15 protein-coding genes and 1 pseudogene are annotated in these 15794 nt (G+C 62.9%); 8 read left to right on the top strand and 8 right to left on the bottom strand.

The features are described from left to right. Window positions 1-43 precede the first annotated feature (43 nt). Window positions 44-805 carry a decaprenylphospho-beta-D-erythro-pentofuranosid-2-ulose 2-reductase gene (locus P3G66_RS20085; RefSeq protein WP_007731800.1) on the bottom strand — a complete coding sequence of 254 codons (762 nt, stop codon included), beginning with the start codon at window positions 803-805 and terminating at the stop codon, window positions 44-46. After that, window positions 802-2235: an FAD-binding oxidoreductase gene (locus P3G66_RS20080; protein WP_276117026.1), complete on the bottom strand. Its 1434-nt coding sequence runs from the start codon at window positions 2233-2235 to the stop codon at window positions 802-804. Before P3G66_RS20080 ends, P3G66_RS20085 begins: the two co-directional genes overlap by 4 nt. A 63-nt stretch (window positions 2236-2298) precedes the next feature. On the opposite strand from P3G66_RS20080, the gene P3G66_RS20075 reads away from it, so the two are divergent. From P3G66_RS20075 to P3G66_RS20065, 3 genes and pseudogenes are all read left to right on the top strand, one after another. After that, a complete protein-coding gene (locus P3G66_RS20075; protein ID WP_073513418.1) occupies window positions 2299-2775 on the top strand; it encodes a GtrA family protein in 477 nt (158 codons plus the stop codon). A 54-nt stretch (window positions 2776-2829) separates the two neighbouring features. Then, entirely contained in the window at window positions 2830-3738 is a 909-nt protein-coding gene (locus P3G66_RS20070) for a PIN domain-containing protein (RefSeq protein ID WP_276117025.1), read from the top strand. A gap of 19 nt (window positions 3739-3757) precedes the next feature. Continuing rightward, window positions 3758-4741, top strand: a pseudogene (locus tag P3G66_RS20065) (alpha/beta hydrolase). A gap of 13 nt (window positions 4742-4754) precedes the next feature. Here P3G66_RS20065 and P3G66_RS20060 read toward each other — a convergent pair. Then, window positions 4755-5363 carry a TetR/AcrR family transcriptional regulator gene (locus P3G66_RS20060; protein ID WP_158170230.1) on the bottom strand — a complete coding sequence of 203 codons (609 nt, stop codon included), beginning with the start codon at window positions 5361-5363 and terminating at the stop codon, window positions 4755-4757. A gap of 209 nt (window positions 5364-5572) precedes the next feature. On the opposite strand from P3G66_RS20060, the gene P3G66_RS20055 reads away from it, so the two are divergent. Genes P3G66_RS20055 through P3G66_RS20040 form a run of 4 tightly spaced genes read left to right on the top strand, consistent with a single transcriptional unit; the run spans window position 5573 to window position 10129 of the window. Next, a complete protein-coding gene (locus P3G66_RS20055) occupies window positions 5573-6364 on the top strand; it encodes a cyclase family protein (protein ID WP_051649531.1) in 792 nt (263 codons plus the stop codon). Window positions 6365-6417: 53 nt separating this feature from the next. Next, complete coding sequence (locus P3G66_RS20050) at window positions 6418-7350, top strand: fumarylacetoacetate hydrolase family protein (RefSeq protein WP_030535808.1); 933 nt, start codon at window positions 6418-6420, stop codon at window positions 7348-7350. Continuing rightward, window positions 7347-8585, top strand: a complete 1239-nt coding sequence (locus P3G66_RS20045) for a thiolase family protein (RefSeq protein ID WP_161121240.1) — start codon at window positions 7347-7349, stop codon at window positions 8583-8585. Before P3G66_RS20050 ends, P3G66_RS20045 begins: the two co-directional genes overlap by 4 nt. Beyond that, a complete protein-coding gene (locus tag P3G66_RS20040; protein WP_276117024.1) occupies window positions 8582-10129 on the top strand; it encodes an AMP-binding protein in 1548 nt (515 codons plus the stop codon). Before P3G66_RS20045 ends, P3G66_RS20040 begins: the two co-directional genes overlap by 4 nt. Here P3G66_RS20040 and P3G66_RS20035 read toward each other — a convergent pair. From P3G66_RS20035 to rfbA, 4 genes are read right to left on the bottom strand one after another with little or no spacing between them, the layout of a single operon-like run. Continuing rightward, a complete protein-coding gene (locus P3G66_RS20035) occupies window positions 10118-10978 on the bottom strand; it encodes a hypothetical protein (protein ID WP_276117023.1) in 861 nt (286 codons plus the stop codon). The two genes, P3G66_RS20040 and P3G66_RS20035, sit on opposite strands and share 12 nt — an antisense overlap. Before the next feature lie 34 nt (window positions 10979-11012). Then, window positions 11013-12104, bottom strand: coding sequence for a trypsin-like peptidase domain-containing protein (locus P3G66_RS20030; RefSeq protein ID WP_003943984.1), 1092 nt, complete (start codon window positions 12102-12104; stop codon window positions 11013-11015). 51 nt (window positions 12105-12155) lie between these two features. Further along, entirely contained in the window at window positions 12156-12761 is a 606-nt protein-coding gene (gene rfbC / locus P3G66_RS20025; protein WP_042921219.1) for a dTDP-4-dehydrorhamnose 3,5-epimerase, read from the bottom strand. 1 nt (window position 12762) lies between these two features. Beyond that, window positions 12763-13638 (bottom strand): glucose-1-phosphate thymidylyltransferase RfbA, encoded by an 876-nt coding sequence (gene rfbA, locus P3G66_RS20020; protein WP_003943968.1) that lies wholly within the window; start codon window positions 13636-13638, stop codon window positions 12763-12765. Window positions 13639-13734: 96 nt separating this feature from the next. Between rfbA and rfbB the strand changes: the two genes are divergently transcribed. Then, window positions 13735-14736, top strand: a complete 1002-nt coding sequence (rfbB, locus tag P3G66_RS20015) for a dTDP-glucose 4,6-dehydratase (RefSeq protein ID WP_042921217.1) — start codon at window positions 13735-13737, stop codon at window positions 14734-14736. 7 nt (window positions 14737-14743) lie between these two features. Here rfbB and P3G66_RS20010 read toward each other — a convergent pair whose 3' ends face one another. Next, window positions 14744-15763: a lysylphosphatidylglycerol synthase transmembrane domain-containing protein gene (locus P3G66_RS20010; RefSeq protein ID WP_058038039.1), complete on the bottom strand. Its 1020-nt coding sequence runs from the start codon at window positions 15761-15763 to the stop codon at window positions 14744-14746. Between the last annotated feature and the right edge of the window lie 31 nt (window positions 15764-15794).

Below are 15794 nucleotides of genomic sequence, written 5' to 3'. Positions count from 1 at the left end.
GGTCTGTACTCGGAGCAGTTGTTGTTTCTGGCACGGGAGGAGCTTAAACCGGCAACTTCCGGAAGATCGGGCGCGGCACGTGGCGAAGACCCATCATGACGAAGCGCCACGGGCCGGGAGTCCAGACGATTTCCTTGCCCTTGTCCGAGGCGGCAACAGCGAGCTTCGCGACGATGTCCTTGTTGACCGTCAGCGGAGCTTCCTTGACGTGGGCACTGAACTGCGTGCGCACCATGCCGGGGCGAACGACGGTGACCTGCGGTCCGAATTCCGCGAGAGCCTCGCCGAGTCCGAGGTAGAAACCGTCGAGGCCCGCCTTGGTGGATCCGTAGACGAAGTTGGCACGCTTGACGCGCTCGCCGGCAACCGACGACATCGCGATGATCTTGCCGAAGCCCTGAGCCTTCATCTTCTCGCCGAGAAGAACACCGACCGAGACGGAAGCGGTGTAGTTGACGTTTGCCACCAGAACGGCCTTGCGCTGGTTCTGCCACAGCTCTTCGGAGTCACCGTCCAGTGCGAAGGCGACGATGGCGACGTCGACGTCACCGTTCGAGAACGCCTGGTCGATCACCTTCGGGTGCGATTCGAAATCAACGGCGTCGAAATCGATGAGCTCCACCGAGGTGGCACCCTTCGCTTCGAGCTGCTTGACCGCAGCTTCGCGTCCCGGATCGCCAGGGAGTGCCGCCAGAACGACGCGGAGCGGCGCCTTCTTCAGGTATTCCTCACAGATGGCGAGGCCGATCTCGGAGGTTCCACCGAGAAGCAAAACGGTTTGCGGGTTACCTACAGCGTTGATCACAGTTCCAGCCTTCTGGACATATCGGAGGCGAAAACGCCTGTGGGGTCGTACTTGCGGCGCGTCGCGATCCACTCGTCGATGCGCGGGTACATGGCGTGGAAGGTTTCCGCGGACGTCCGCGAGTCCTTGGCCGTGTACAGGCGTCCGCCGAATTCGAGGACACGCTTGTCGAGTTCGGTGACGAACTCGTTCAGGCCCGGCTTGATGCGGAAGTCGACGCAGATGTTCCAGCCCGGGATCGGGAAGCTCAGCGGCGCCTGATTGCCTTCGCCGAAGAGCTTGAACACGTTGAGGAACGAGTAATGCCCGCTGCGCTGGATGTCGACGATGATCTTCTTGAACTCGTCGACGGCCTCCGGCGGAACCACGAACTGGTACTGCAGGAATCCGTTGGATCCGTACGCGCGGTTCCACTCACCGAACATGTCGAGCGGGTGGTAGAACTGCGTCAGATTCTGGACCTTGCCGCGATACTTGCCGGACTTGCGGAACCAGACCTCACCGATCGCGGTGAAGTTGAACTTGTTGGCCAGCCCGTTCGGGAAGACGTCGGGGAACGTCAGCAACTGCGGTGCGTCGAAGGCGAGCGGGTTCTTCTGCAGCTTGGCCGGAAGCTGGTCGAGCTTCGCCAGAGATCCGCGCGAGACTGCCGCACGACCGAGCTTCGGGGGCGCGGAAATCGCGTCGAACCAGGCGCTCGAATACTCGTAGTTGGCCTCGCTGCCGTCGCTGTGCAGCGCGATGGTCCCGTCGAGGCTGTTGGTGACGTCGCCGTCGGCGATGAAGTACGCCGTCTCCGTCGGTGTCATCTTGATGGTTGCCCGCAAGATGATGCCCGTCAGGCCCATGCCGCCGATCGTGGCCCAGAACAGTGCGGCCTTCGGGTCGTTGCGCCCGCCCTTGGGGGTGAGCGTGCGAACCTTGCCGTCGGCCGTCAGCAGATCCAACGACACGACGTGGTTGCCGAAGCTGCCCGCGCTGTGGTGGTTCTTGCCGTGGATATCCGAGCCGATGGCGCCGCCGATCGTGACCTGACGAGTACCCGGCAGGACCGGAACCCACAGGCCGAACGGCAGAGCAGCCTTCATCAGCTGATCCAGATTCACGCCGGCGTCGACGTCCACCAGAGCGGTGTCGCGATCGATGCGATGAATGCGGTCGAGTGCATTCATGTCGATGACCAGCCCGCCGGCGTTCTGCGCCGGGTCACCGTACGAGCGGCCGAGGCCGCGCGCGATGACGCCGCGTCGCAGATGCGATGGCTTGGAATCGTTCTGTTCCGCAACCTGGGCGACCGCGTTGGCGATCACTTCCACGTCGGGGGTGGACAGCACCTGTGCGGTGGTGGCGGCGGTGCGTCCCCAACCGGTGAGGGTGCGGGCTTGGGTGTGGAGAGCCGGCTGCGGCGTCTCTTCTGCTGTCGTGGACATCAAGGTAGAGGTTACCTGGGAGTAGTGCCGACGGCTCCGACTCGAGTGGTTACTCTCGTCGTCGTGCCCGAAACACCTGCAAGTCACCAGCACGAACCCCACGTCCCGCTGCCCGTCGAGATTCCTGTCACGACGGACATCGCCGACGACGCGTTGGACCTGAAAACGCAGATCGTCCGGTTCGTCGCGACGGGTGGGCTGTCGGCGGTCGTGGACTACGGGCTGTACGCATTCCTGTTCAAGGTCGTCGGCCTCGATCTGAGCGTGGCCAAGTCGATCAGCTTTATCGCCGGCACTACGACGGCGTATCTGATCAACCGGCGGTGGACGTTCAAGGCCGAGCCTTCTCGCGCCCGCTTCATCGCTGTTGTCGTGCTGTACGCGGTCACTTTTGCGGTTCAGGTCGGGCTCAACGCGCTGATGGTGCATGTGCTCGCCGACGAGTGGTGGCGCATGCCGCTGGCCTTCGTCATCGCGCAGGGCACCGCGACGGTCATCAACTTCATCGTTCAGCGGGCAGTGATCTTCAAGATCAAGTAACGGTTCGGGGTGGATTAGCGCATTCGTCCGGTTTCTCGAGAGAGAATCGAGCGCATGATCATCGTTCTCGATTCTTCGGCCCTGACCAGGGGTGTACGGTTCGACACTGCCATCGCCGACGCTCGCGCACTCGGACACCGCGTCGTCGTGCCGCGATTGGTCGTCCTCGAGGTTGCGAGTCGCTACCGCGAGGAATCGGCGGAGATGATCGCGGCCCTGAGCGTCCAGGCGCGCATGTACGACCGACTGGGATTGCGGCGCGACCTTACGAGGTTCGTCGACGCTGCTCACGACAAGGCCGACGGCTACGTCGACGACGTGATCGAAGACCTCGTGGCGATCGGCGTCGAAGTGGTCGATCCAGTCGACGTGTCGCATGTCGAGGTGGCCGAGAGGGCGATCTCGCTGCGTCGGCCCTATACCGACAAGAAGAAGCGAGACGGATATCCGGCGACGCTGAACTGGCTGACCGTGCTCGATCTCGCCGACCGCAACCCGGGCGTCGACGTCATCTGGGTGAGCTCCGACGCACGGGCATACGGCGACGGCGAAGACGGGGTCTGGCACGGCGATCTCGCGCGTGAGCTGGCGTCGCGCGGTCTGGAGTATCGGGTCCGCTGGGCGTCGGACATCCCGGTGATCGACGGACCGGTGCAGGTGGAGCAAGTGGCGGAGGTCGAGGAAGCCGCTGAGGTCGCGCCCGAGGCCCCGGTTGCTCAGGGCTTCGTGGAGCCGGAAGCGGTGGTTCCAGCCGAGGTTCCCGAACCCGCGGCACCTGCAGCAGTCCCCGCCCCCAAGCCTGTTCAGCGCGCAGCGCGGACGAGAGTTGCGCCGCAGCGCATCGAACCCGCCCCGAAAGCTCAGTCCGGTGGACTGCGCGGTCTGGGCAAGGTCATCGGCGGGCGGAAACGAAAGGTCACGATCGTCGACGATCTCGACGAAGTCGACCTCTTCGGTGCCTGATCGCTTCTAATCTGGACAGATGTCTCTGTTGCCGACAGTCAGTCGAAGGACCGGAACTCGATACGGCAGGCCGAGTATCGAATCGCAGGTCCTCTACAACGCGTGTCGATGGATGCTTCGGCCCGTGGTCGGGATCGCGCCGCTGACGCCTGGCGCCATGCGCCGCGCCGCAGTGCTGGACTCGGCCGCGGGTGTACGCATTCCGTCCGGGATCGATCGGGAAGCGATTCGCTTTCCAGGTTTCGACGGTGAACTCGTGCGGACGGCAGGCTCGACGGCTGATCTGCGCGACGGTGTTGTTCTCTACCTGCACGGCGGCGGGTTCATGTGCTGCGGGCTCAACACGCATCGGCCGGTCGTTGCAAGCATCGCCAAGCGAACCGGCCTTCCGGTCCTGCACATCGCATATCGACAGTTGCCGAGCACGAGCATCAGCGGGTCCGTCGACGACTGTCTCGATGCATACCGGTGGCTCCTCGAACAGGGAGCCTTGCCGGAAAAGGTTGTCTTCGTTGGCGATTAGGCCGGAGGCTTTCTGGTCTTCGCGACGGCACTTGCAGCTGTTTCCGCGGGGATCGAGGTTCCGGCCGGTCTTGTCGGGCTCTCACCTCTCCTCGATCTCGATTGCACCACCAAATCAGTCCACGCCAACGCTCGACGCGACGTGATCGCCCCGGTGTCGGCATTGATGGCGATCGGAAAGCTTGGCGGACAGACGAACTCACCCGTCGACGGCGATCTGGCCGCTCTGCCGCCGTCGTTGCTGATCGCCGCCGAATCCGAGGTGCTCAGAGTCGATTCGGAGGTGATGGCGCAACGGCTCGCCGCCGCGGGGGTGCCGTGCTCGCTGCAGATCTGGAACGGCCAGGTTCACGCGTTTCCCGCCGTCTGGCCTGGCTTGCCGGAGAGCCGGGCTGCGCTACGTGACGTTGCCAGGTTCATTCGCGCCAGGCTGGATGCGGTCCCGCCCCAGGTCGCGGGCGAAAGTTGTTCGGGAAGTTGAACTTCCGGTCCGGTTAGGGATTCTCGTGTCCTGACGTTGTGGTAGGTGCCATCGCGCGGGCATAGATCGATTCGAGCTCGGTTACTGCTGAACGTCGATCGACGTTGTCGGGATCGAGGCGATGTTGGAGGTTGATCCCGAGAGTGCCGGCCAGAAGGGTGACGGCAACCAACTCCGGATTGGTGACCGGGGTGTCGATCGAACGCAGGTAGTCCGCGTACAGCGTTCGCATTGCGACGTACTGCTCTGCGTAGGTCTCGCGGATGGTGGACCCGGGAATCACGGCTTCGATCAAGATGGTCGAGAAAATTCGTGCCTCGGGGTATGACATCAGTACGAAGTTGGCTTCGATCAATGCTTCGATTCCAGTCGCGGAGGATGATGCCAACTCTGCGCGTAGCTTTTCCATGCCCCACCGGAATGCGTCCTCGACGACGGCTCGTAGAAGCCCGTCCTTCGATCCGAAGTGCCAGGCCACGGACCCTCTGCTGATACCGGATCTTTCTGCCACGGCTTGTACGGACATCGCGGTCGACCCGCCTTCGGCAGCCAGTTCGGCCGCGGCTTTCACCAGTCGCCGTCTGGTTTCCTCGGAAATCTCCTGCTTGCGTGTCGACGCCATTCGGTGTTCCTGCCTTCTTTCGTTCTCGAGTGCAGCCAATTCCGGCACGCGGTGACGTCGACGCGCCCGTCGGGGCCGAGACCTGCGCACCGCACTCATGCTACGAGGCCGGCCATCGGCCGGCCGTATTCCTCTCGCGACACCCTCTTGCCTATGTTGATCGTCCAGTTCTATGCTGAGCGTCCAATAACTTAACGGAATGGGCGGACATGGAACTCATCGATCTGACTAGAACTCTCGATCCGGCCGATCGGGAATTGCTCCCCGAGGGTTTGAAGGCACTGGCTTCCGTCGTTGCCCCCTCGGTGACCTACTCGCACCCCGCAGGTGCCGGACGCGACGAGTTCGCGGCAGCACTGCAGTGCGGAGTTCATGATCTTCCGGACGGTGAGGGGTGGGGATCGGAGATGTTGAGTGAGTTCAACAGCCATCTGGGCACACACGTCGACGCGCCGTTGCACTACGGATCAACCTCGGAGGGTAAGCCTTCTCGCACGATCACAGACATCGCGTTGGATGAATTGTTCTGCGAGACAGTGGTGCTCGACCTGCGCGGCCGGTGCGAGGCGAATCAGCCGATCTCGGTGGACGCGCTGAAAGCTGCCCTGGCGGAAAACGGTGCGTCCGTTCCCCAGGGTGGTGCCGTGTTGCTCCGTACCGGACAAGAGAGCTTCACCTTGGCTGATCCAGGGTTCTTTCAGTATCCAGGGATGAGTCGCGAAGGCACGCTGTTTCTTGCCGAGCAAGGCGCGAAGGTGCTGGGCACCGACGCTGCCGGCTGGGACTTGAGCTTTGCAGTCATGGCGCAGAAATTTCGTGACACCGGGGACAACTCGGTTCTCTGGGACGGGCACCGGGCCGGACGCGAACGTGAAGTATTCATCGTTCAGCAACTGGCGAACCTCGCCGCGCTTCCGCCCTCGGGATTTCACGTGGCGTTTTTCCCGATCAAGCTTGCGCGAGCCAGCGCTGCCCCGGCTCGTGTGGTCGCGTTCGTCTGAGCAAAATTCCTGCCTCACCTAACGAACAATTCAGTGAAAGGTATTGACTCACAGTGAAACTTGCGACCGTCGAATACGAAAAGACTCAGCAGACGGCTCTGGTGACGGGCAGCGGCGAGCAACTGTTGTTACTCGAGCGAGCTCATCATGATGTGACGGGAAAACCGGCTCCAGAACTGGAAACCATGCAAACCATCATCGAAGGTGGTCCGGCGGCACGGGAGACCCTGGATCGGCTCGCAGACGAGCCGCCGGCAAGTGCAATCGTCGACGCAGGTGATGTGCGCTGGATGTCGCCGCTTCCTCAGCCGGTCCAGATCCGAGACTTCGGCTGCTTCATGGATCACTTCCGCAACGCTCGCGCCCGAATTCAAGGGGTCGCACTCGAGGACGTCGAACTGCCGAAGATCCAGTTGGAGCGCCCGCTGTATTACATAGCGAACCGATTGGCGGTGACCGGACACAAATCTGACGTCGTGTGGCCCGAGTACTCGAGCCTGCGCGATTACGAACTCGAATTCGCCTGTGTGCTGGGGCGCGGTGGAACCGACATCTCACGCGCGGATGCCCCTGCGCATATCTTCGGTTACACCATCTTCAACGATTTCAGCGCCCGCGATACTCAGCTCGAGGAGATCTCCACCGGACTCGGTCTCAGTAAGAGCAAGGACTTTTCGAACGCGAATGTCCTCGGGCCCTGGATCGTGACGGCCGACGAAGTCGGTGACCCCTACCAACTCGAGATGACCGCGAGAATCAACGGAGACGAGGTGAGCCGAGGAACCAGCGCCGACATGGACCATCGTTTCGAGGACGTGATTTCGTTCGCTTCGACTTCCACGCGGCTGTACCCGGGTGAAGTCTTCTGTTCCGGCACCGTGCCGAGTGGATGCGGCTTGGAGCACGGGCGGTTCCTGGAACCGGGAGACGTAGTCGAACTCGAGGTCACCGGCCTCGGTGTATTGAGGAATCGAGTGGTGGCGTGAGCGGCGAAGTCATGGTTCTCGGTGTCGGCGCGACTCTCTTCGGGCGGCACGCGGATACCGCGGCCTCGGAATTGGCGGGGCGTGCGGCGATCGATGCCGTCGAAGACGCGGGCCTGACCCGCGGTGACGTCGGTGCGGTCTTCTACGCGACAGTCAGCCAGAAGGCGATCGACCGGCAGCACATGATCCCAGGCCAGATTGCCTTGAGGCCATACGGTTTCGGGGGAGTCCCGGTCGTCAATGTCGAAAATGCCTGCGCCGGCGGCGCGACTGCACTCTGGCTGGCGATCGCCCACGTTCGCGCCGGTCTGTCCGAGGTCGCGTTGGCGGTCGGGGTGGACAAGCTGGTGTGCTCGGATCCGGCTCGAAGTCTGGAGGTGTTCGACGGTGCACTCGACGTTGCGCATCGCGACGAGACGCTCGCGGGCCTTGCTTCGCTGTCCGCTCCGCTGCCGGATGCACTCGGATCGCAGGGTGAGCGGTCGGTGTTCATGGAGATCTACGCTTCTCTTGCCCGGGCGCACATGGAGAGATTCGGAACCACCGAGTTCGAGCTCGCGTCCGTAGCAGCCAAAAATCATGCGCATTCCGTGCACAATCCGCGGTCGCACTTTCGCAAACTCTTCAGCGCCGAAGAGGTGCTTGCCGCAAGGCGAGTCGCGTGGCCTCTGACAGTTCCGATGTGCTCGCCCGTCAGTGACGGTGCAGCGGCGGTCATTGTGACCAGTGCGGACTTTGCTCGAAGGCACGATTCCTCTCGGCGGGCGGCGCAGGTACTCGGTTGCAGCTTGGTGTCAGGCACGGATCGGACCGCAGATGACGTGGAGAGTCACATCGGTCGCCGTGCAGCAATGAGCGCATACGAGGAAGCCGGAGTCGGGCCAGGCGATGTGGATGTGGCAGAGGTCCACGACGCCACGGCCTTCGGTGAAGTGCAGCAGGTCGAGAATCTGGGGTTCTGCCCGATCGGTGAGGGCGGCGCGTGGTCGGCGTCCGGTGCGAGTTCGTTGGGAGGCGTGCGTCCGGTCAATCCGTCAGGTGGGCTCGAGTCCCGTGGTCATCCGGTCTCGGCAACGGGACTGGCGCAGGTCTTCGAACTTGTCACGCAGTTGCGTGGACAAGCAGGGCGGCGACAAGTTCCGGGTGCTCGAATCGCGGTCGCAGAGAACGGCGGAGGTCTCTACGGCATCGAGGAAGCCGTCGCCGCGGTCACGATCTTGGGAGGGCCACGATGAACGCGGACATCATGAACGATGAACCGATGGCGCCAGGCTTGCAGGTGCAAGCGGGATATGCGGATCTGATTCTGTCGGCGCTGCGACGCCGACCAGACCACATCGCGTTTCGATTCACGGATCGGAACGGTGATCGGGCCGAGCTGACATATTGGCAGACTGCGGAACAGATCGAGCGGATTGCAGGTGTCCTCAGTAGCTTCGCTCTGCCGGACGGAGCCGGGGTCGCCCTGCTTGCGGGGCCGTGTCCTGAAGCATTCACGGTCATGGCCGCGGCGTGTCTGGCGGGCGTGCGCTACACGGCACTCCATCCGCTCGCGACCGAAGAGAACGACAGGATGGTGCTGAAAGACAGTGGTACCGATCTCCTGTTGGTTGCCGACGGACAGTTCCAGGTACGCGCCGAAGCGGCACAGACTCGAGTGATGTCACTGTCAGCCCTCGAATCAGCGTGTGAATTGGGTACGGCGGGAATAGGTTCAGGCTTAGGCGGTCAGGGTCGAGCTTTGTATCTCTTCTACACCGGTGGAACCACCGGTGAGCCGAAAGGCGTCATGCTCAGGGACCGATCCTTGGTCGCCAATGCCTGGGCCTGCACCACGTGGGAGTGGCCGGCTGAAACCACCATGCTGCTCACTACGCCGATGTCTCATGCTGCCGGTCTGCTCGTCGCACCCGGTCTGCTGCGAGGTGCAAGCTTCGAGTTGCACAGGTCGTTCGACCCGGACAGAGTTGTCGACGCCATCGAAAATGGCGGAGTCACAGCTACATTCGTGGTTCCCACGATGCTCTATGCCTTACTCGACCATCCACGCCTGTCGGATGCGAATCTGTCTGGGCTGAACTGGATGCTTTACGGTGCTGCACCCATCGACCCCACCAGGCTCGAGCAGGCAGGGGCGGTGTTCGGGCCGATCCTGAGCCAGCATTACGGTCAGGCCGAAGCCCCGAATGCGTTGACGGTACTCGATACACGTGAGCACACGGACGATCCCGCAGTTTTGGGGAGTTGTGGGCGCGCGATGCCAGGTGTCGAAGTGGTGTTGCTTGACGAGCAGGGAAACGAGACGGCGACGGGCGTACCCGGCGAGCTTTGTGTGCGAGGTCCGCTCGTGATGGACGGCTATTGGAACAAACCTGAACAAACCGCTGCAGCGCTCGCGAATGGGTGGTTGCACACCGGCGACGTTGCTCGAATCGACGAAAGTGGGCTCATCTCGATCGTCGACCGCATCAAAGACACGATCATCAGTGGTGGATTCAACGTCTACCCGCGCGAAGTCGAGGACTCACTCGGACATCATCCCGCGGTGGCAGCATGTGCGGTATTCGGTGTCCCCGATTCTCAATGGGGAGAAGCTGTTACCGCCGCAGTCGTACTGAAGACGGGATGGTCGGTCACACCCGATCAACTCATCGCGCACGTGAGATCGCACAAGGGTCCGATCTGGGCGCCCAAGGAGATTGCGATTCTGGAAGCGCTGCCGCTCACTGCTTTGGGGAAGATCGACAAGAAGGCACTCCGTGGCGCGTCACCGACCTAGTGACGCGACAACTGCCCGTGCGAGGGCGTCGGCAGATCCAGGGGCGAATGGCAGAAAGAGTTCGGGCTCGATCAGTTCCACTTCCATGAGCAGTGGTTGATCCACCGGACCCACGACGTCCACACGCGCATAAAGCAATTCGCCGGGGCCGCATGGGGTCGCGGCCAGTGCTGCGTCGGCCACCGCGAGTTCGGCGGCGGACGGTTGGTGGAGGTGGTTGGTTCCGCCGTGAAATTCCTGCACGCGGAAGTCGTGGGCGGCCGGGATCTTCCGGACAGCGTGTGAGTAGCGTCCGCTGATGTGGATGATCGAGCGCTCACCGTCGACGACGTCCGAGACGAATGGCTGGACCAACGCGTCGTTACCGCCGTCGAGGATCGAGCTGAGGTGAGCGTGGGCCTGCGCGGACCCGGCGGCAAACTTTCCCACTCCGACAGCGCCGGCGGACACTGCAGGCTTGACGATGACGTCGGCACCCTCGAACGAAGGGAGGGTGAGTGTTTCGCTCTTTCCGGCAGCGATCACAGCGGTTGGGACGATAGGGACGCCGGCCGCGGCAAGTTCGGTGAGGTATCCCTTGTGCGCGTTCCACTTCACGATCGAGAGTGGATTGGCGATCGGAGCGGTCAGCTGATCGAGAACGGCGAGAAATTCGTCGAGGCGCTGGGTGTAGTCCCAGGTCGACCGGATCAGAACCAGGTCGGCGTCGATATCGAGGAGGGACGGGCTCGACCACGGCGCCATCGTCGACGCGATGCCGTAGGAGGTGAGAGCATCCATGACGAGTTTGCTTTCGACATCCGCTTCGCGGGCGGCGCCGTCACAGGTGAGCAGGAGAACCGTGGTCATGCCACGATGCTTTCACGGCTGGCGCCTTCTAAGACTAGCGAGGTGGCCCCTCGTCGAGGACCAGCGAACCGGTCCCGGGTTGCCCGGTTGCGTCCACCCACGTCACCGCGACGGTGTCGCCGGGGCGGCGCGAGCTCATCGCCGCGTTGAGATCAGCGGACGACGCGATCCGGCTGCCACCGAACTCGGTGATGACCGCACCTTTGGTCAGCCCCACCCGCTCGGCCGGCGAATCGAAGCTCACGGCAACAACTTCGGCGCCGGCCGGCATGTCCGCGTGATCCTTCACCGCGACACCGAGTACGGGTGTCGGTCCCACACGCACGGTCTCGGAGGAGCGGCCACCGAGTACCTGCTCGACGATCGGTAGTGCGGTGTCGATCGGTATCGCGTAGGACTGAGGCGCCGGTGAGGTTTCGGTGCGGTCGGTGACGGCGTTGCCCGCGCTGCTGACGCCGATCAGCTCGCCAACGGCGTTGACCAGGGGGCCACCGGAATCGCCAGGCCGGATGTCCGCGTCGACCTCGATGAGGCCCTTCAACTGGTTTCGCGATCCGTCGGACACGTTGCGGGTGTTGACGGTGACACCGAGGTTGGTGATGACGCCGGGAGCAGGGACGGGTACTCCGCCGCCTTCCGCATTTCCGATTGCGGTGACGGAGTCCCCGCGAGCGGCTTCTGCTGATTTGCCGACCACAGCCACCGGCAGATCGTCAGCGCCCGCGAGTCGAAGGACGGCAAGATCGCTGACGCTGTCGTACCCGAGGATCTCGGCGTCGTAGATCAGCCCGTTGGACATGCTGACGGCGGTGACGTCCGAGGCTCCGCTGATGACGTGGTGATTCGTGAGCACCACTCCGTCAGGGGAGAGCACGATCCCGGTCCCAGCAGTGGTGGTGAATCCGGCCGGCGCCGTGATGGTGACGATGGTGGGGACCACCCGGGCCGAGAGCTCCTCCGGCGTGAGTGGAACAACCGGCGCGGGTGGGGTGGTCGTGATGACGGTGACCGGTGCGGACTCGATCGTTCCCGGAGTCAGGGGCGGTGCGACCAGCGCGAGACCACCGAGGCCGGCTGCGAGAACGACGGCCGTCCACAGGCCGCGTCTGCTCGCACGTTTGGTCATCCAGCCGTCCGTCCCGCCGGTGTCATGCCATCGAGTCGTGAAAGGTGAAGATTACCGATTCGGCGAATCTTCGGCCACAAAACCGGGCAACATGCCGTCCGCGCGGAGCGTTGCCAGGGACGGCGCGGCAGCGTCCTTTGCGGAGAGCTCGTAGGTCAGAGGGTTGCCCTTACGGTCTGTTCTCGGCCATTCGATCGCGAGTTCCGGATCGAAGGGATCGAGGTCGCGGTCCAGGTGGGGCGAGTATTCGATGCTGCACAGGTACATCACTGTCGATCCGTCTTCGAGTGAAAGGATCGCGTGGCCGAGGCCTTCCTCCAGGAACACCGCTCGTCGATCGACGTCGTCGATCACCACCGCATCCCACTCGCCGAAGGTCGGTGATCCGACGCGCAGGTCTACGACAACGTCGAGGAAGGCACCTTTCACGCAGGTGATGTACTTCGCCTGTCCGGGCGGATTGTCGGTGAAGTGGATCCCGCGGAGGCTACCGGCTTCGGAAACCGAGCAGTTGGCCTGCGCGAGGTCGAGAGTGCGGCCGGTCGCGGCGGTGAAGGCGGAGCTTTTGAACCATTCGAGAAAGACACCGCGGTTGTCGCCGAACTGCTTCGGTGTAATTTCCCAAGCTCCGGCGATCTTCAGTGGACGGATTTCCACGTCACCATTCCTTGCCGTGCTCGAGCAGCTCGAGTAGGTAGTTGCCGTACCCGGATTTTCCCAATGCTTCTGCCTGAGTGCGTAATTGGTCGGAGCTGATGAATCCTTGACGCCACGCAACCTCTTCAGGGGAACCGATCTTGAGGCCTTGGCGGTGTTCGATGGTCCGCACGTAGTTCGCTGCCTCGAGCAGGGAATCGGGTGTGCCGGTGTCGAGCCACGCGGTTCCGCGGGGGAGGACATCGACAGAAAGTTTGCCAGCTTCGAGATAGTGCTGATTGATGTCGCTGATTTCGTATTCGCCACGCGCAGAGGGCTTCAGAGTGCGTGCGATGTCCACGACGTCGCTGTCGTAGAAATAGAGGCCGGGGACTGCGTAATTGGATTTCGGCGACGTCGGCTTTTCCTCGATGGACACGGCGCGACCCGAGTCGTCGAATTCGACGACGCCGTAGGCGGTCGGATTCGAGACCCAGTAAGCGAATACGGCTCCGCCGTCGATGTCGGAGAAACGCCTGAGTTGGGTTCCGAGGCCGGGGCCGTAGAAGATGTTGTCGCCGAGGACGAGCGCCACGGAGTCGGATCCGATGTGCTCTGCGCCGAGGGTGAATGCCGTTGCGAGGCCGTTTGGTTCGTGTTGCACTGCATAGGTGAGGTTGACGCCGAATTGTGAGCCGTCGCCGAGAACCCGGCGGAATTGTTCGGCGTCGTGTGGGGTCGTGATGATCAAGATGTCGCGAATGTCGGCGAGCATGAGAGTGGAGAGCGGGTAGTAGATCATCGGCTTGTCGTAGACAGGCAAGAGTTGCTTGCTCACTCCGAGGGTGATCGGGTGCAACCGCGACCCGGTGCCACCGGCCAGAATGATTCCGCGCATGCGTGCAGTGTCCTGCACTCCTGCCTGCCGACGCAAACGGACATGACACGCCCGGCCGCTAAAGTGGGGTTCGTCCGATGAGCCTGAGGAGATGACGTGCGACTACTGGTCACCGGGGGTGCCGGCTTCATCGGTGCCAATTTCGTTCATCAGACGGTGGCGACGCGTCCCGACGTGGAAGTCACGGTTCTCGACGCTCTGACCTACGCCGGAAATCGCCAGTCCCTGGCGTCCGTCGAGGACCGGATCACGTTTGTCCACGGCGACGTGGCCGACGAGCCGCTGGTCGACGATCTTGTCTCGCGCTCCGACGCAGTCGTGCACTTCGCGGCCGAAAGCCACAACGACAATTCCCTCGCCGACCCCGAACCGTTTTTGCGCACCAACGTCATGGGAACCTTCTCGCTCCTGCAGGCTGTGCGTTCGCACGGGGTCCGTTATCACCACATTTCGACCGACGAGGTGTACGGCGACCTCGAACTGGATGATCCGGCGAAGTTCACGGAGACGACACCGTACAACCCGTCGAGCCCGTACTCCGCGTCCAAGGCGTCGAGTGATCTGTTCGTGCGCGCCTGGGTGCGCTCGTTCGGGATCGCGGCGACCATCTCGAACTGCTCCAACAATTACGGCCCGTACCAGCATGTGGAGAAGTTCATCCCACGCCAGATCACCAATCTGCTCGACGGAGTGCGTCCACGGTTGTACGGGGAAGGCCGCAACGTCCGCGACTGGATTCACGTCGAGGACCACAACCGCGCCGTCTGGGACATTCTGGACCGCGGAAAGTCCGGCGAGACTTATCTGATCGGCGCCGACGGTGAAACCGACAACCGGACGGTGATTGCGGCTCTGCTCGAAATTTTCGGACGCAAGCCGGACGATTTCGACTTCGTCACCGACCGCCCTGGTCACGATCTGCGGTATGCGATCGATTCGACGCGACTGCAGCAGGAGCTCGGGTGGAAGCCGCAGTACCGCGATTTTCGAAGCGGACTGGAAGCCACCGTCGAGTGGTATCGCGACAACGAGCAGTGGTGGCGTCCGCAGAAGGCCGGCGTCGAGACGCAGTATTCCGCGTCCGAGAAAGTGGTCTGACCGAACGTCAGGCTTTGGTGGGGTCCGGCACCCGCGAGCGCTCGTGCACGAGTGCATTGCGCAGGCCTCGTGATCCCGACAGTGCAGCCACGACGCCGGCAAAGACCTCACAGAGGGTGAACAGCAGCCTCGACGCCAGTGCGAGGCCGAGCGCGACGCCGGCATCCATGAACGGTGAAAGCGCTGCGACGATGACGGCTTCGCGGACACCGATTCCGGACGGGACGACAAAGACGAGGACCCCCGCGCACATACCGAGGGCGAGAGCGCCGATGCACTGGACGAGCCCACGGATTTCGAAGCCGGCCGAACTGGACGCGAGCAGCCACAACTGGATGCCGTAGAGCACCCAGCTTGCTGCGCACCAGCCCAACGCGAGCGCAATCTTGTGCATCGTGAGCGGCTTGTGCAGCGGCGTGCGGCGGAGCAGTTTCAGCGCGAGGTTCACCAGGCGTGTGAGCACCGGCGGGTAGGCGCAGACCAATGCGATCGGTACGAGGATGATCACGCCGACCGCTGCCGCCGTGCTGACCTCGAACAGGGCAGGTAGACCGAAGAGGCCGACGACCAGCGCCGAAGTTGTGCTCAACCCCACCGTGACCAGCACTGCGACAAAGCCTGCGGCACGGGACACACCGGCGCGCCTCACGAGTTCCGTTTGCAGAACGAAGGCCCAGACACTGCCGGGAAGGTACTTGCCGAGTTGGCCGACCAGATAAGCGCGAGCGGCGTCGAAGGCCGGAATCGGTTGTTCGAGGGCGCCGAGTGCGTGTTGCCAGGCCCGCACTGCGGCACCCATACCGAGGAAGATGAACACCGACGAGGCGGCAAGCGTCCACCAGTTCAGCTCGGTGATCGTGTTCTTGACCTCGGACCATTGGGACTTCACCGCGAAGATGATCGCGACGACGATCGCGAGGGTGACGAGGACCTTGAATCCGTTGACGAGAAGGCCGCGTAGAGCGTTCGGCTCTGCGGCCGGTTCGACGTCTTCGACCGGTTGTTCAGATTCGGGAGAGGTACTCACGCGCCTGCATCCCGCCCGTTCGTCATTTCGC

Source organism: Rhodococcus sp. C3V (assembly GCF_029269915.1).
Taxonomy (GTDB): Bacteria; Actinomycetota; Actinomycetes; order Mycobacteriales; family Mycobacteriaceae; genus Rhodococcus_F; species Rhodococcus_F qingshengii.
Note: the sequence above shows the minus strand (reverse complement) of the source record. Positions and strands in the feature narration are given on the sequence as shown.

What these genes read in the sequence shown, in the direction of transcription:
- P3G66_RS20080 (WP_276117026.1), bottom strand. Translation starts at nt 2,235, where the DNA reads ATGTCCACGACAGCAGAAGAGACGCCGCAGCCGGCTCTCCACACCCAA.
- P3G66_RS20070 (WP_276117025.1), top strand. Translation starts at nt 2,830, where the DNA reads ATGATCATCGTTCTCGATTCTTCGGCCCTGACCAGGGGTGTACGGTTC.
- P3G66_RS20060 (WP_158170230.1), bottom strand. Translation starts at nt 5,363, where the DNA reads ATGGCGTCGACACGCAAGCAGGAGATTTCCGAGGAAACCAGACGGCGA.
- P3G66_RS20055 (WP_051649531.1), top strand. Translation starts at nt 5,573, where the DNA reads ATGGAACTCATCGATCTGACTAGAACTCTCGATCCGGCCGATCGGGAA.
- P3G66_RS20040 (WP_276117024.1), top strand. Translation starts at nt 8,582, where the DNA reads ATGAACGCGGACATCATGAACGATGAACCGATGGCGCCAGGCTTGCAG.
- P3G66_RS20035 (WP_276117023.1), bottom strand. Translation starts at nt 10,978, where the DNA reads ATGACCACGGTTCTCCTGCTCACCTGTGACGGCGCCGCCCGCGAAGCG.
- P3G66_RS20030 (WP_003943984.1), bottom strand. Translation starts at nt 12,104, where the DNA reads ATGACCAAACGTGCGAGCAGACGCGGCCTGTGGACGGCCGTCGTTCTC.
- rfbA (WP_003943968.1), bottom strand. Translation starts at nt 13,638, where the DNA reads ATGCGCGGAATCATTCTGGCCGGTGGCACCGGGTCGCGGTTGCACCCG.